Annotated in this window: 11 protein-coding genes; 1 reads left to right on the forward strand and 10 read right to left on the reverse strand. The window is 64.9% G+C overall.

Annotated features, from left to right (window positions below; genetic code table 11):
- Window positions 1-252: 252 nt before the first annotated feature.
- The 10 genes from ABE493_RS14070 to ABE493_RS14115 all read right to left on the reverse strand — a co-directional run bounded on the left by ABE493_RS14070 (window position 253) and on the right by ABE493_RS14115 (window position 14639).
- Window positions 253-2196 (reverse strand): N-acetylmuramoyl-L-alanine amidase, encoded by a 1944-nt coding sequence (locus tag ABE493_RS14070; RefSeq protein ID WP_346499537.1) that lies wholly within the window; start codon window positions 2194-2196, stop codon window positions 253-255.
- 307 nt (window positions 2197-2503) lie between these two features.
- Window positions 2504-4234, reverse strand: coding sequence for a carboxypeptidase regulatory-like domain-containing protein (locus ABE493_RS14075; RefSeq protein ID WP_346499538.1), 1731 nt, complete (start codon window positions 4232-4234; stop codon window positions 2504-2506).
- Window positions 4231-6372 carry a hypothetical protein gene (locus ABE493_RS14080; protein ID WP_346499539.1) on the reverse strand — a complete coding sequence of 714 codons (2142 nt, stop codon included), beginning with the start codon at window positions 6370-6372 and terminating at the stop codon, window positions 4231-4233. The genes ABE493_RS14075 and ABE493_RS14080 overlap by 4 nt, the downstream gene beginning before the upstream one ends.
- Window positions 6369-7517 carry a BatA domain-containing protein gene (locus tag ABE493_RS14085; protein WP_346499540.1) on the reverse strand — a complete coding sequence of 383 codons (1149 nt, stop codon included), beginning with the start codon at window positions 7515-7517 and terminating at the stop codon, window positions 6369-6371. The genes ABE493_RS14080 and ABE493_RS14085 overlap by 4 nt, the downstream gene beginning before the upstream one ends.
- Window positions 7514-8416, reverse strand: a complete 903-nt coding sequence (locus ABE493_RS14090; RefSeq protein WP_346499541.1) for a DUF58 domain-containing protein — start codon at window positions 8414-8416, stop codon at window positions 7514-7516. The genes ABE493_RS14085 and ABE493_RS14090 overlap by 4 nt, the downstream gene beginning before the upstream one ends.
- Before the next feature lie 15 nt (window positions 8417-8431).
- A complete protein-coding gene (locus tag ABE493_RS14095) occupies window positions 8432-9427 on the reverse strand; it encodes an AAA family ATPase (RefSeq protein WP_346499542.1) in 996 nt (331 codons plus the stop codon).
- A 16-nt stretch (window positions 9428-9443) separates the two neighbouring features.
- Complete coding sequence (locus ABE493_RS14100) at window positions 9444-10178, reverse strand: DUF4159 domain-containing protein (protein WP_430980787.1); 735 nt, start codon at window positions 10176-10178, stop codon at window positions 9444-9446.
- A gap of 287 nt (window positions 10179-10465) precedes the next feature.
- On the reverse strand, window positions 10466-11800 hold the full coding sequence (locus ABE493_RS14105) for a TldD/PmbA family protein (RefSeq protein ID WP_346499544.1): 1335 nt from the start codon (window positions 11798-11800) through the stop codon (window positions 10466-10468).
- A gap of 21 nt (window positions 11801-11821) precedes the next feature.
- Window positions 11822-13456 carry a TldD/PmbA family protein gene (locus ABE493_RS14110; RefSeq protein ID WP_346499545.1) on the reverse strand — a complete coding sequence of 545 codons (1635 nt, stop codon included), beginning with the start codon at window positions 13454-13456 and terminating at the stop codon, window positions 11822-11824.
- Between the two features lie 283 nt (window positions 13457-13739).
- Window positions 13740-14639 carry a LysR family transcriptional regulator gene (locus ABE493_RS14115; protein ID WP_346499546.1) on the reverse strand — a complete coding sequence of 300 codons (900 nt, stop codon included), beginning with the start codon at window positions 14637-14639 and terminating at the stop codon, window positions 13740-13742.
- Window positions 14640-14743: 104 nt separating this feature from the next.
- Between ABE493_RS14115 and ABE493_RS14120 the strand changes: the two genes are divergently transcribed.
- Entirely contained in the window at window positions 14744-15517 is a 774-nt protein-coding gene (locus tag ABE493_RS14120; RefSeq protein ID WP_346499547.1) for an SDR family oxidoreductase, read from the forward strand.
- Window position 15518: the final 1 nt, after the last annotated feature.

The following is a 15518-nucleotide window of genomic DNA, read 5'->3' on the forward strand; positions in this document are numbered from 1 at the left end:
AAAAGCCAAAAGCCAAAAGCCAAAAGCCAAAAGCCAAAAGCCAAAAGCCAAAAGCCAAAAGCCAAAAGCCAAAAGCCAAAAGCCAAAAGCCAAAAGCCAAAAGCCAAAAGCCAAAAGCCAGAAGCCAAAAGCCAAAAGCCAAAAGCTAAATGCAAGAGCCAAAGCCAATGAACGTAGCCCGGGTAAGCGCAGCGCACCCGGGGCTCCATGCTCAGAACCCCCGGCACACCGCACCTACCTAAACAACCCCGCTCAGTTCTTTATCTGCACATCATCAATATAAACATTGAGGTCATACGCGGTATTGGCGTGGTACAGCCAGATCGCATCCAGCTTGACGCTGCTGCCAGTGATCGTGCCATTGCCATCCACCCACGCATTCCACTGCGCCGCATCGCTCAACGACCACGACACATAGGTCCAGGTATTGGCCGCAACCGCCTTGCTGGTTGAACGCTCGGTGCCGTCGCTGTCATCGATGCCGAGCCCGACGCTGGTTCCGCTGCCGCCACTCCATACCCAGAAACCAATCACACCATTGGCGCGGGTCAACGCGGTATTGCTGGCCGGAGTACCGCTGCCCGACAACAAACGCACGGCCCAGTCTGCAGTGCTGGCGGTGTTGTCCTTCAGCAAAACCCGCAGCGAACAGCTGCCGTTCTTCTGGGTGGTGCAATCGCGCGTGGCAGTGGACGCGGTGCTGATGCCGGTGGTGCTGCCCGAGTAGCTGGGGCTGGTATCGAAATGGCCAACGCTGCTTTCAAAGCGGTCCAGATACGTGATCGTGCCGGTGCCGCCGCCGCTGCCGGGGTTCAGCAGCCCGTAGTACTTGGACCAGTTCCAGTTGATGCCCGGGTCGGTGTGGGTCTGGCCACTGTAGTGCTGGTGGCCTTTGATCTTGACGCTGGTGGCCAACACATTGATGCCGCTGCTGGACGCACCGCTGTAAGCGCTGGCACAGCTGATCGCGCTGTAGCTGGCGCAGAAGTTGCGTACCAGCGCGGCCGAGGCGTCGTACATCGCATTTGTGTACCAGGAACTGTTGTCGACGTAGCCCTCATGCTCGATGCCCAAGGTGTAGCTGTTCTGGCTGCCTACGTGCCAAGCGGTGTCGGCGTTGCGCACCATCTGCGTCACCTGGCCGTCGGAAGAACGGATCACATAGTGCGCGCTGACCTGCGCCGATGCGTTCTTGAACCAGGAGATGGTGCCGGCATAACTGCCCTGTGTGGTGTGGATGGTCACTGCACTTACCGCTGCCGAACGTGAGCTGGAGTAGTTGGACGTCGACGCCGGGCTCCAGATCGCCGGGCCATAGTCGGTGCTCTGGATGCCGGCATCCAACGCGGGGCTGACAGCGTTGGCTGCGGCAGCCGCTTTGCGTGGCTGCAGGGTTTCGCTGATGGGATCAATCCGGAAGGCGTCGGTTTCAACCCGGTCCCTGCTGATGTCCAGGCGCACCATCGGTGCCCGCAACGTCACCAGTTGTGGCGCATCGAAGGCCTGTTCCCAGGCGATCGCGCGTTCCGGCACCACGATGCCGCGATCGTTGACGCCGCGGTCCTGCGCCAGCAGCACGTCGTAGGCAAAGCTGGTACGCGCATAGTCATCGACCGCGCTTCTCGCGCCCGCCGTCGCACTGGTAGGCGCATAGCCGGCATAACGCATCAGCGCCGGACGGATGGCTTCCGCTGCCGGTGCACCGTTGTTGCCGGCGTCGGGGTGATCCTGGCGGATCTGCGCATCCAGCAATGCGGCGGCGGCGAGGATGTTGGTGGCTGCATCGGTGCGTACCGCAGCAGCAGACACCCCCAACAGCTTGGCGGCTTCGCCTACCTGGTCTTCAAAACCCCCGCCGGCATACAGGCCCATCACTCCCCACGAAGGTGGCATGCGCAGGTGTGCATCGTTCTGGTCGTGTGCGTCCGGTTGCAACGGCGACCAGCGGCTTTGCACAAACGCCAACGCCTCCAGCGTGCCGCGCGGAATGCCGGGATAACGACGATAGGCTTGCTGGAAGTAGCGCACATACATCGCCCGCAAAGGCAGCATGCGGGCTTCTTCCATCTTCAGCTGCATGTCCAGCACCTGCTCGCTGTCGGCGACAGGTGCCTTGATGGTGGTTTGAGCGTAAGCGGGAACAACTACGGCACTGGTGATGACGGCAGACAGCAGCACGGCAGTATGACGGTGCATCATCGGTAGGACCCCCAAGCTTGGAACCCCCTGCGCCTGCGGTTCTACCCCAGTGTGGCTGCGCGTGGGTGAAGGCGACGGTGAATCAGTGATGGGGTTCAAGGAGTTGAGGGCTTGCTTGCGTGCAGTTTGGGCCGGAACCGAAATGCGGAAGGTGCCCCTTCGCAAAAGGGAGGGTCTGGTCGTGCGCCCGCATGCATGGCGAGAAGCCGATCTGCTTACCTCGATTGCGGGGCGAGATGGCGCAGTGTGGAAGGACGCCGTTGCTGCCGCTGTTGCAACAGCACCAAGCGCTGTCCACGCGACTTCAGCCTTGCGTTGCCACGCTGCTCGGCCGCCTGCGCTCCAACCACCAAAGCAGGGATGCAACCAATACGAAGCCCAGCAGCCAAGGCCAACGTGGGCCCGGAACCGGCAGTGGCGTTGAAGGTGCTGCACTACCGCGCATTGCAAACGTCGCGTCGTGCATCTGCTGTGCATGCAGTGCAATTGCCTTGGCGGGATCCAGCAGCAGGATGCTGTCGTGCTGGTCGCCTGCTTCAATACGATGCCAACCAGCCTTCTGCGGCCACGCGGCAACGCAGTTGTCAGCCGAAGGGTCGGGCAGCAGCGCGGTGCGGCTGCCGTCAGCGGCAAGCATGTGTACGGGCGCGGCCAAACCACACAGACCGATGCGCTCACCGCTCCATGCCCATGCCGGCAGCTGCAGCTTTGGCGCACCGGCTAGCGGCCGGGCCACGCTGGCCAGTGCGGCATTCCATAGTTCGGCGTGTGCATCGGCATGGCCTGCCAGCACCAGTGCATAGCTGTCGGTGACCGGCAGTACGCCAACCCGGCCCAAACCCAGCGCACGCCAGCCGCCTATCGGCGTGCCATCGGCAGCGCGTACCAAAGGCACAACATCCGTGCCGTTGAATTCCAGGTTGAAGCGTTCGACCGTGAGCGCGGTCTTGTTCTGCTCGGCATCGGTCGCGCTGCGCAAGGTCACCGGCTTGGTCTGGTCACCGCCGCGTGTGTCCAGTCCCCAGTCACGCAATGCACGCCGCGCATTGCCGTCCAGTGCGCCGCCGGTGCGCACCAGCACGCCGAGACCGGCGCGCAGCGCGTCGGTGATGGCAGCGCGTTGCGCGGAGGACAGCGATGCAAGCCGTCGCTCATCGAGCAGCAGCAGATCCAGCCGCGCCAGGCTGGCCGCATCGAGTGCGGCCGGTGCATCGCCCAGCTGCAGGCCACCGCCGATCAACATGCTGGTCTGCATCCGGGCGCCGATGTCGGTGCCCCAGCGCTGCAGATACTTCAGCTCGGGACCGGGCGCGCCGGCCAGCACGCGTATCGTCGGGGCGCTGCTTGCACGCGTACGCACCGGCACCGGTAGTTGATCCATGACCTTGCCGCCCGCATCCAGCACGCGCAGTACGAAGCTGACATCGCCAGGCTCACGGGCACTGGCATGCAAGGTGACGCGTCCGCTGCTATCGGGCTCGGCGATATCCGCGCGATGGCCGGCGGGATCCAGCAGCTCCACACGCGCTCCCGGCATTCCCTGCACACGGCTGTGGACGCTGAACGCTGCACCGGGCGCAAGCAACGGCGGCGGTCGCAGTTCCACCAGACCGCGCGGTGCGGCGTTGGGCAGGAAGCGCAGCGCTGGCAAGGCGATGTCGCGGTCGCGCGCAGGCAGGCCTTGTCCGATGACCACCAGCTCGCGTGTACCTGGATGCTGGCGCAGCGCGCTGGCCAGGTCCGGTACGGCTGTCGCAGCCGCCAAAGCGGGCGCTTCAGGCAGGCGCACATAGGCAGCGGCTGGCACCGCAGCCAGCTCGGCCGCGTTGGCGCCTGCGCTGGCAACCACCAAAGTGCCTGCGTGGCCTGGGCGCGAGGGTGGTTGCAGGGTGAAGTACAACAGGATGCCGGCGGCAAGCTGCAGCAACAGCAGGGTTGCCAACCGAACCGCAGGCGGGCGCGGTGGCAGCGCGAAGCGCAGGCTGGCCAGGGCCACGGCCAGCACGATCAGCGCCAGTGGGAGCCATTCCATCATCGTCCGGACTCCTGCGGTGCCGATAGCGCTTCAAGGTAACGGCGGCCGCTGGCATCGGCGGCGTTGCGCCGTGCCGGTGGGCCGTCAGCGCGCCGCAGCGCGGGCCAGAGCTGCGCGCGTAGGGTTTGCCGGCACGGCTGGCATTCGGGTTGCTGGCGCAGCGCGTCGATTGCGGCGACGACATCGAGTGGATCGGGCACGGCGTTGGGATGGGCGTCCAGCCAGCGCGACAGTGCATCCAGATCGACGGCGTCGTCGCGGGCGGCCAGGGCCTGCCATGCGTTGGCAGCCACCGCATCGGCGGCCGGGCGCGCATCGAGCTGCACCGCGCGATTGACCAGGCCATCGCGCTTGCCGGTCATGCGCCGGGCCATATCGATGGGCGGCAAGTCGCTGCCGACGCGCGCCAGATAGATGCGTTCGGCCTGCTGTACCTGTTTGATGAAGGCCAATGCCTTGTAGGCATACGGCAGTGCCTGATCGGGATGGCCCTGGCGCAGATGCCCTTCGGACTGCCACATCTGATCAAGCGCGGACTTGAGGATGGCGCGCGTCTGCGGGTCCAGCAGGGTGGCGGCTTCGGCGTGGTCGTGGGTGTGGCCGTACTCGGACAGCACATCGGTGGCGCTGCCGAATACCGGTGCGGGTGCGGTGCTGCCGCCATGATCGTGGCCGTCATCGTCGGCGTGATCGGCATGGCTGTCGGCAGCGGGCGCATCGCTGGTGGGCAGGTCGCCGGTGGGTGGGGCCTTTGCGCCGCCTTCGGCTTCCTCGCCGAGGAACTGGCCATAGCGCAGGCGCAGGATGCGCTGGTCCACGCCGATGGCGTCCGAGCGCTTGATGAAAGTATCCGCGTCCAGGCTGCCACGCTGCTTGAGCAGCGCTTCGGCGTCGATGATGATCTGCCGCTGGCTGCGGAAGTAAGCCGGCATCACCTTCTTGATCGCCCCTTCCAGGTCGCTGGCCTGCACCTGCTGCTCACTGGGCAGGCGCAGGATCAGGCTCGCGCTGCGCGCTTCCTGCGGCAGCGGGCTGCGATTGTCGCGAACGCTCAGCCGCGCGACGACTTCATCGCCCGGCTCCAAACCCAACGCGGCCAGATCAGCGCTATAGGCAAAGCGCCGCGCCGTGGCCGGGCCGCTGCCGCTCAGGCTGAGCTGGCGTTGCTGGAAGCTGATGTTTTCGCCGCTGCCTTTTGCCGTGGTGACATCCAGCGTCGCGGTGCTGTTCACGCCAAAATCGTCGGTCGCCTCGAAGCGAAGCTGCCACACGCGTTGGCGCGGTGCGGCCTGGTTGAGTGTCTGTGCCGGCTCGATCACCTTCACCTGCGGCGGACGGTCCACCACCACGTCAAGACGATAGGCGCGGCCGGCATCGGCCATGGCCGGCAGTGTATGGATGCGATACAGGCCTGCACGCTGCAGCACCTCGCTAGCGCGCCAGTAGTCGCCATCACGCTGCAAGGCTACGCGACGGCCATCGTGAAACTGCAACCAGGCCTGCTGCGGTTGCGGCGCAAACTGCAGACGCCATTGCAGGCGGCTGCCCTGCAGCGCACGCGCGTCCAGTTTGTCGCCCGAGCTGGCGGCTTGGCCGCTATACGCCGGCGGCGTTATCTGCAGCCAGCTGCCACGCAGCGCCGGTAAGCCGCTGCGTGCACTGCTGGCCACCGGGCTTGCATCCATCACACCCGCGGCACTGCCTGCGCTGCGCGGCCACAGCAGCGCAGCGGCCGCCAACAGCGCTGCTATCAGCCAGCACAGCAGCACGCGCTGCCAGGGCCAGCGCGGACGAAGATCGGGCGGTTCGCGCTGCAGGCGCTGTTCGATATGGCGGCGCTGCCGCTGCTGCAACGGATTGAGCGTGTCGGCTGGCGTAAACAGCAGATCGGCGCTGTCCTCGAAGCGGGTGTACTCGTTCAATCGTGCGATCAGCCAGCGGACATGCAGGCGTCGCGCGCGCCAGACAGCAGCGCCGACCGCCATCAACAGTGCGAGCGTGCAGACGATATAGCCAGCATCGAAGCCCAACACACGCGCGGCCAGCAGGCCGATGGCCAGGGCCAGCGGCAGGCCGGCGCATAGCCACACCAGCAGCGTGCGGCGGCGTGCAGCCTGCAGCAAAGCATGCGCGCTCATTGCTGGCTCCTGCGGCGTGGCGCGCTGGCCAGCCAGCGTTCAAGCAGGAACAGCAGGGCGATTGCCAGCAACAACCAATGACCCAGCTCGGTTGCGGGCTGTGGATAGGGGGCAGCACCTGTTTCTGGCTGCATGGTTGCGGCCAGGGCACGGCGCGGCGTCGGTGGGGCCTGCAGCACGGCACGCAGACCGCTGGGGAAGTCGGCATCAAGCAGGCTGGGAAGGCTGGCCGGTTGCAGCGGCGCTGCCCAGCGCAACCACTGGCCCTGCGCTGTGCCGATCTGTTCAATGACCAGGTTGCCGTTGCCATCACGCCACAGCGGCGTGCGCTGCGCATCGGTGGGAATTTGCGTGCGCGCGTCCACCAGCAGGCGGCCACCGCGTTGCAACCAGGCGGCTGTGTCGGCTGGCAATGGCTTGGCCGACAGCCACACATGCAGTTTGTCGTCATCGCTGAAAGCGGTGGCGTCGTCTGCGGCTTGCGGCCTGGGCCCATTCCATGCGCTGGCGACGGCATTGAGGTAACGCAGCCCCTGCTTGCCGGCCTCGTCGTGGCGAACCTGCATGGCAGGCGGCGCAATGGGCGCTGGTTTACCCGCCGCCGCTTGCTGCTCCACCACCTGCCAGCGCAAAGCACGCGAAAGCTGCGGGCGCTGGGCATCCAGGCCATCGAGTACCGATGGCACCACGACGGTCAGCGCGGTATCGGCCGGCAGGCTGGCGTCCAATGCGCGCAACAGGCTGGACACGGGCTGCGCGGCTGCCGGTGCTGCGGTTTTGTCGATGCGCGGGAAGCCCGGTGCCAGCCACACCCATTGCGCGTCGGCGTCCGCTACGGTGCGGCGGGCGGCGGCAAGATCAACGCCGGGCACTACCGCGACGCGCGGCTGCGTATCGACCACGCCAGTCAGTGCAGGCCGGGCCAGCAGCACGGCCAACAAGGCAAGCAGCAGCAGGCGCAGCACCAGCAGCGGCCATTCGTCGAAACGGATGCGCCGACGCGGGCGTGGCCGGGCCGACAACCAGCGCAGCGCGGCGAAATCGATGATGCGTTGTTCACTGCGGCGGGCAAGATGGATCAGCAACGGCAGCAGCAATGCGGCCAAAGCAAACAAACCGGCCGGGAACAGCCACAGCAGGCTCATGCGCCGCTCCCGGCGCGGCGCCCGAACAAGCGCTGCAGGGGCGCGTCGATGGCTTCGTCCAGATAGGCGGTGTCGTGGCGGATGCCTGCCGCCTGCAGACGCGCATCCAGCACGCGCTGCGCTTCGCCGAAACGGGACAGATAGGTGCTGCGCACGCTGGCGCCGTCGCTGAGCAGTTCGTCGCCGGTTTCAGGGTCACGGAAGCGATGGCCCTCGCGGAACGGGAAATCGCGTTCTTCCACCGTCAACAACTGCAGGTGCACAACATCGCGGCCGGCCTTGGCCAGACGCTCGGCAAGTTCGATGCCGGCCTCGTCGAAGCCATCGCCGATCATCACCACCAGGTCGTTGCTGGCAATGCGTTCCCACAGTGGAGACAGCCGTTGCTGCGCCGGCCATTGCCCGTGGGCACGCAGGGCGTGCAGCTGCAGATGCAGGCGGTCACGCTGGCGCAGGCCGTTGCCGGCGGGCAGCAACTTCACGCCATCGGCGCCGAGCGCGATCAGACCGAAATCGTCGCCCTGCTGCATGGCCAGTTCGGCAACGCAGGCGACCAGTGCCTTGGCCGCATCCAGCCGCTGCCAATCCGGGCGTACCTGATCGGGCTGGCCCATCGAGGCGCTGCAATCGAGCAGCACCCAGACGGTCATCGGGCTTTCGCGTTCGGATTCGCGCACGAAGAAGCGGTCCGAGCGTGCGTAGAGTTTCCAGTCGATCTGCCGCAGTTCGTCGCCGGGTTCATAAGCGCGGTACTGGGCGAACTCCAGCCCGGCACCGCGGCTGCGGCTGGCGTGCGCGCCGATGCCACGGCTGCCACTGGCCCGCTGCGGCCACAGCCGCAGGCTGCGCAGGCGGCTGCGCACATCGGCGGGGATCAGCGGTGGCGTGGGGGCGGCCATGCTTCAGTGGTCTTGTCAGGCCGGGAACGGCACCGCACGCAGCAGCGCGGCGATCACGTCATCGGCGCTCTTGTGCTCGGCCTCGGCGGCGAAGGACAGCAGCAGGCGATGGCGCATTACCGGTGCGGCCAGCGCCTGCACGTCTTCGCGGGTGGCGGCAAAGCGGCCCTGCAGCAGGGCGCGGGCCTTGGCGGCCAGCACCAGCGACTGACCGGCACGCGGGCCGGCGCCCCATTTGATCCAGTTGTTCACTTCAGCCGGTGCGCCGTCGCCAGGGCGGCTGGCACGGACCAGGCGGGTTATCCAGCTCAGCAGGTCGGGGCTGATGTGGACTTCGCGCACCGCTGCCTGCAGCGCCTTCACCGCTTCGGCGTCCATCACCTTCGGTACTACGCCGCTGTGGCTGCCGGTGGTCTGCGCCAGGATGTCGCGCTCCTCGGCTTCGCTGGGGTAATCCACGCGGACATGCAGCAGGAAGCGGTCCAGCTGTGCTTCCGGCAGCGGATAGGTGCCGGCCTGCTCGATCGGATTCTGCGTGGCCAGCACGAAGAATGGCGAGGGCAGGGCGTAGGTGGTGCCGGCGTAGCTGACGGTACGCTCCTGCATGGCTTCCAGCAGCGCGGCCTGGGTCTTGGGCGGAGTGCGGTTGAGTTCGTCGGCCAGCAGCAGGTTGGTGAAGATCGGGCCTTGCTGGAAGCGGAACGCGCGCTTGCCGGTGCCATGGTCTTCTTCCAGCAGCTCGGTGCCGAGAATATCGCTGGGCATCAGGTCGGGGGTGAACTGCACGCGGCGGAACTGCAGTTCCAGCGCCTGCCCGAGCGAGCGCACCAGCAGCGTCTTGCCGAGGCCGGGCGCGCCTTCGAGCAGGCAGTGGCCGCCAGCCAGCAGGCCGATCAGCAGTTGTTCGACGACGTCATGCTGGCCAACCACGGCTTGTGCGAGCGCGCTGCGCAGCTCGTTCAAGCGCGGCAGCAGGGAGTCGACATCGTGGCTGGGATCGGGGGCATTCATGCGGTCACCTGTGGGGTCAATGCGTCAGTGCGTACATCACGATGTTCACGCCGAACTTGGTGTTGTCTTCGGCCAGGAAGCGTTTGTTGCGCCAGTCGTAATCCCATTCGCAACCGTAGTCCTTGTTGCTGTAGAGAACGCCCAGCCGGCCATCGATGTCGATGCCCTTGAGGTAGTCGTGGACCAGATCATCGCCCCAGCCATTGAGCTCGAAACCGGTAGCTGGCGGGCCTTCGGGGAATTTGAAAAAGCTGTTGTAGATGGCGTGGTTGTTGGGCAGCTTCTTCAATGCGGTAGTGCCGAAGATGCTGCGCATCTGTGCTTCGAAGGAGGTGGCGAACAGGCCGTCGATATCGTGGTTGCAGTCATCGACGAAGACGAAGCCGCCGTTGCGCACGTAGCGTTCGAAGTTGCGGCGTTCTTCCGGGTTGAACTCGACCAGCTTGTGTCCGGCCAGGTAGCAGAATGGTGCGCGCAGCATCTTCGGGTCGGACAGTGCGATCACATGTTCGTTCGGGTCCACGCGCAGGGTGGTGTAGTCGACCAGCGAGGTGATCAGGTTCGACGGCATGCGCGCATCAACGTCCCAGTCACCGGAGTCGTAGCGCAGGCGGGTGAACCAGAAGTCGTAGCGGCTGGCCTGTGCGCGTGCCAGCCCCGGCAAGGCGGCCGTCACCGCACCGCCCAGCAGCAGGTGAAGGAATTGCGCTCGCGTTAGACGGGGTGAGGACAAAGGCGAAAATCTCAAGATGCTGAAAGCCCCTCTCCCGTTTACGGGAGAGGGGTTGGGGTGAGGGCGCTCTTAAAGCACGTAGAGCAAATGCTCCCCTCATCCGCCCCTTCGGGGCACTTTCTCCCGCAGGCGGGAGAAGGGATGAAGCAACTGCAACTGCAACAGCTAGAAGCCAAAGCTAGAAGCCAAAGCTAGAAGCCAAAGCTAAAAGCCAAAGCTAGAAGCCAAAGCTAAAAGCCAAAGCTAAAAGCCAAAGCTAAAAGCCAAAGCTAAAAGCCAAAGCTAAAAGCCAAAGCTAAAAGCAGTTACACCGCATCCGACAACGACGTAAACGTGAAGTCACGCAGCTTCATCGGCGGAATCATCATCACAAAGCTCGACTCATCACCGGCAACACGCACCGGCTTGCCCAGTTCGTCGATGTTGTTGAGCATGATCACCGGCGATTCGTTGAAGCGGAAGTTCTTCACCGGGTGCTTGATCTGGCCGTTCTCGATGTAGAAGGTGCCGTCGCGGGTCAGGCCGGTCAGCAGCACGGTCTGCGGGTCGACCATGCGGATGTACCAGGTGCGGGTGACCAGGATGCCTTTCTCGGTGCCACGCACCAGCTCGGCGATCGACTTGCTGCCGCCGCTCATCAGCAGGTTGCCGGCGCTGGCCTTGGCCGTTTTGCCCTGCTTCTGTGCCCAGTAACGCGTGTAGTCCAGGTTGGCGATCTTGCCGTCTTCGATGATGGCGACACGCTCACGCGGCAGGCCCTCACCATCCCACGGCAATACCGGTGCTTCCGGGTGCCACGGGTCGGCAAACAGATTGACCTTGCTGTCGTAGACCTGCTCGCCCAGCTTGTTGCCGCCGCCCTTCTTGGACAGGAAGCTGCGGCCTTCATCGGCCGAGCGCGCGTCGAAGAAATTCATCATGAAGCTGATCAGGCCCGCCGCTGCCGCCGGCTCCAGGATCACCGTGTACTTGCCCGGCTCCAGCGCCTTGGCTTCAGCCGACTCGGTAGCCTTGCGCTTGGCGATCTCGATGTCCTGGTCGGCCTTGAAGTCGGACGCGTCCTTCAGGTTGCGGCCTACCCAGCCCGAACCGCGACCGTCTTCGGTACGCACCGTGCAGGTGTAATCAAAGCTGGTCGACTTCTGGTAGCCGAAGTTGCCCTTGCTGTTGGCCATGGCGTAGAAGCCGTTGCCGTCTTCGAGGAAGCCGGCCGCGATCAGGCCGTGGCCACGGCAGGGGGTGATTGAATCGGCGGCAACCTGGGCGCGGAATTCCGGGGTGATCGCTGCAGTGGATTCACTGAAGGTCGGAGTCGGGCGGTATTCCTGCTTGCCGATGATGGCCATGAATTCCGGGTTTTCCGGCGCCAACCTGGCCAGGTCTTCGGCGCGGCGTACAACGCGCTCCAGCGCGGCATCGTCGAACTCATTGATCGAGGCGGTACCGACACGCTTGCCGAAAGATACTTCCACGGCCAGCTGCGCGTTGTTGACGATGCCGCTGGTGGATACGTTGTTCAGCGCAAAACGGATGTTGCCGTTGACCGAGCCGGCCAGCGTGGCGGTGCACTCATCGGCCTTGGACAGCGCGATGACCTTGTCCAGGATGGCCTTGGCTTCCTGTTCGGTGAAGATGCTCATGGTTCAAAAGCTCCTTGACGATCAGCCGAGGCTGCGCGCGGTATTGATGACGTTGATGCCGTCGAAACGGGCGGTGGACGAGCCGTGCGACACGGCCGAAACCTGGCCCGGCTGGCCCTTGCCGTCGAAGAACGAACCGCCAAGGCGGTAATCGCGTTCGTCGGCCACGGCACTGCAGGCGTTCCAGAATTCCGGCGTGCGGATCTGGTAGGCCACGTCCTCGAGCATGCGGGTGATCTGGCCGTTCTTGATTTCATAGAACAGCTGGCCGCCGAACTGCGCGTTGTAACGCTGCTGGTCGATGGAGAACGAACCGTCGCCGATGATGTAGATGCCGTTTTCGACATTCTTGATCATCTCGGCCACCGACAGCGGGGTCTTGCCGGCGGCCAGCGACACGTTGGCCATGCGCTGGAACTGCACGCTGGACCACGAGTCGGCATAGCAGCAGCCATCGGACTCTGTTTTGCCCAGGATATGCGCCTGATCGCGGATGGTCTGGTAATCGACCAACTTGCCGTCGCTGATCAGCGGCCAGCGCTTGGTCTTCACGCCTTCATCGTCGTAGGCGACCGCACCCAGCGAGCCCGGCTGCACCTTGTCGGCGAAGATGTTGACCTTGTCGCTGCCGTACTGGAAATGCGCCTCGCGCTTGTCCAGCGTGGCGAAGCTGGTGCCGGCGTAGTTGGCTTCGTAGCCGAGCACGCGGTCCAGTTCCAGCGGGTGACCGACCGATTCGTGGATGGTCAGCCAGGTGTGCGAGGGGTCGAGCACCAGATCGTACTTGCCTGGCTTGACCGACGGCGCCTTGAGCTTTTCCTGCGCCTGCTTGGCGGCGGCGATGGCGTCTTCGCGCATGTCATAGGACATGCCGTAGACAATCACGCCGTTGGGCAGCACGGTCTTGCCGGAGGCCTCGCCATCCAGGTATTCGTAGCCCAGGCCCATCGGCGAGGACAGCCCATCGCGGGTGCGGAACTTGCCGCTGGCCTTGTCGATGGCGGTGACCGTCATCGGTGCCCAGATGCGGTGCACGTCCTGGTCGATATAGGAGCCGTCGGTCGATGCGAAGTACTTCTGCTCGTTGACCAGGAACAGCATCGAATTGACGAAGCTGGCACCGGCATTGATCGCCGCGGCATTCACGCCCAGCAGCAGATCGGCCTTGTCCTTGATCGGCACTTCCATCGCGTTCTTCTTGATCGGGGTGCGCCAGCTGACCTCACCGTAGCCGGGCGCCTTGGCGAACTGCACCGGCGCGGTCTGCACTTTTGCATTGGCCTTGGCGATGGCAGCGGCCTGCTGTGCGGCCTTGACCACACCGGCCGGACTGAGGTCATTGGTTGCCGCAAAGCCCCAGGCGCCATTGACGATGACGCGGATGCCGGTACCGGTGGATTCGGTGTTCACCACGTTCTGGACCTTGTCCTCGCGGGTGATGACGAACTGGCGCAGGTAGCGGCCGATGCGCACATCGCAGTAGCTGGCACCAGCGGCCTTGGCCGCGTTCATCGCATCATCGGCCAAGCGCTTTTTGAGCGCGGGGTCGAGTGCGGTGACCAGTTGTTCGGCGGCGATGGCCTTGCCGAAGAAGGACGGCACCATCAGGCCGCCAGCGGTAAGCCCGGTCAGGGCTAGGAAGTCACGTCTCTGCAAGGCTGCTCTCCACGGGGCAAGGCCCGCAAGGCGGGCACTACGGCAACAAACGACGGTGGCTTCGCGGTGGACTGCGAACTGTTCGATTTTTGCGGGACGCGGTTTGCAGCGGTAGTGACTTTAGGCATGGAAGCGGTGGTTATTTGGATTTTCTGCGAACAAGCAACCCCTCCCCAGCCCTTACCTTGGCCTATGGCCAAAAAGAGGGAGTACGCCCCCTCCCTTTCGCGTAGCGAAGGGGAGGGTTGGGGAGGGGTAAGCTTTTACGCATGCGGGCACCCACTCACCCAACCGCTTCCTCCAACACCTGCTGCAACCACTCCACGAATACACGCAGCCGCTGCGAGGGATGGCGGCGATGTGGAAACAGCAGATGCATCGGCATGGGGTCGGCACGATGCGCTGGCATGACTTCCAGCAGGCTGCCGGCAGCCAACTCCGCGCGCACGTCGTAGGCGGGAATCTGGATCAAGCCCAAGCCGGCAATACAGCAGGCGATATAGGCTTCGGCATTGTTGACGGTGACACGCCCCGCCATCGGTTGGCTGCGCAGGATGCCGTTCTCGCGCCATTCCCAGGCTTCCACCCTGCCGCTGCCGGGCGAGGCATAGAGCACACCCCAATGCGTGCCCAGCTGCGATGGATGCAGCGGCATGCCATGCGCCTCCACATAGGCGGGACTTGCCACGTTGATCAGCGGCAGCTGACCCACACCGCGCGCCACCAAGCGTGAGTCCTGCAGCGGGCCGACCCGCAGCGCGCAGTCCACGCCGTCCTCGACCAGGTCGATGCTGCGATCGGTCATGCCCAGCTCGACGTCGATCTGTGGATGCGCCTGCAGGAAACCGGGCAATGCCGGGGCGATGATCAGGCGGCCGATGCGCCCGGGCAGGTCCACCTTGATCCGCCCACTCAAGGTGTGCGGCGATTGCCGGAACAACTGCTCGGCCTCGTCCGCATCGGCGATCAGTTGCTGGCAGCGGGCATGGAACAGCAGGCCATCCTGGGTGGGCGTGACCTGGCGGGTGGTGCGGTGGAGCAGGCGCGTGCCCAGGCGTTGCTCAAGCGTGCGCACCGCCTCGGAGACCGTGGAGCGGGGCAGGTTGAGCTGGTCGGCGGCGCGGGTGAAGCCGGCGCAGTCCACCACACGGACGAAAACCCGGTACAGCTCGATACGGTCCACGGCGATTGTCCGGATTGGCCGACAAGTGAAGTCAGGATGACCGGCTTTATCCGGAAATCCAAGCCGATAGGCTCTGAGGCATTCCCCAGCCACAGGAGTTCGCCGTGACCGACCACCGCATCCAAGGCAAGACCGTCCTCATCGCCGGTGGCGCCAAGAACCTGGGCGGCCTGCTGGCCCGGGACTTCGCCCGTCAGGGCGCCCGCGGCGTCGCCATCCACTACAACAGCGACGCTGCCCGAGCCGAGGCCGAAGCCACTGCCGAGGCGGTGCGCGCCGCTGGTGCTGACGCGCATCTGTTCCAGTCCGACCTGACCTCGGCCACGGCGATGGAGCAGCTGTTCCACGATGCGAAGCAGGCGCTGGGCCGCATCGATATCGCGGTCAATACGGTTGGCAAGGTGCTGAAGAAGCCGATGACACAGATCAGCGAGGCCGAGTTCGATGCGATGGACGCGGTGAACAACAAGACCGCCTTCTTCTTCCTGAAGGAGGCCGGCATCCACCTCGCCGACAACGGCAAGGCATGCACGCTGGTGACCTCGCTGCTGGGCGCGTTCACGCCGTTCTACTCCAGCTATGCGGGCACCAAGGCACCGGTGGAGCACTACACGCGTGCGGCGGCCAAGGAATTCGGCGAACGCGGCGTATCGGTGACCGCGATTGGCCCGGGACCGATGGATACGCCGTTCTTCTACCCGGCCGAGGGCGCCGACGCGGTGGCGTACCACAAGACGGCGGCAGCGCTGTCACCGTTCTCCAAGACCGGCCTGACCGACATCGAGGACATCGTGCCGTGGGTACGCTTCCTGGTATCGGACGGCTGGTGGATGACCGGGCAGACGATTTTGGTCAATGGTGGGTACACGACGCGCTGAA

Origin of the sequence: Stenotrophomonas terrae (genome assembly GCF_039674165.1) — a bacterium.
In the GTDB taxonomy this organism is placed as follows: Bacteria; Pseudomonadota; Gammaproteobacteria; order Xanthomonadales; family Xanthomonadaceae; genus Stenotrophomonas; species Stenotrophomonas terrae_A.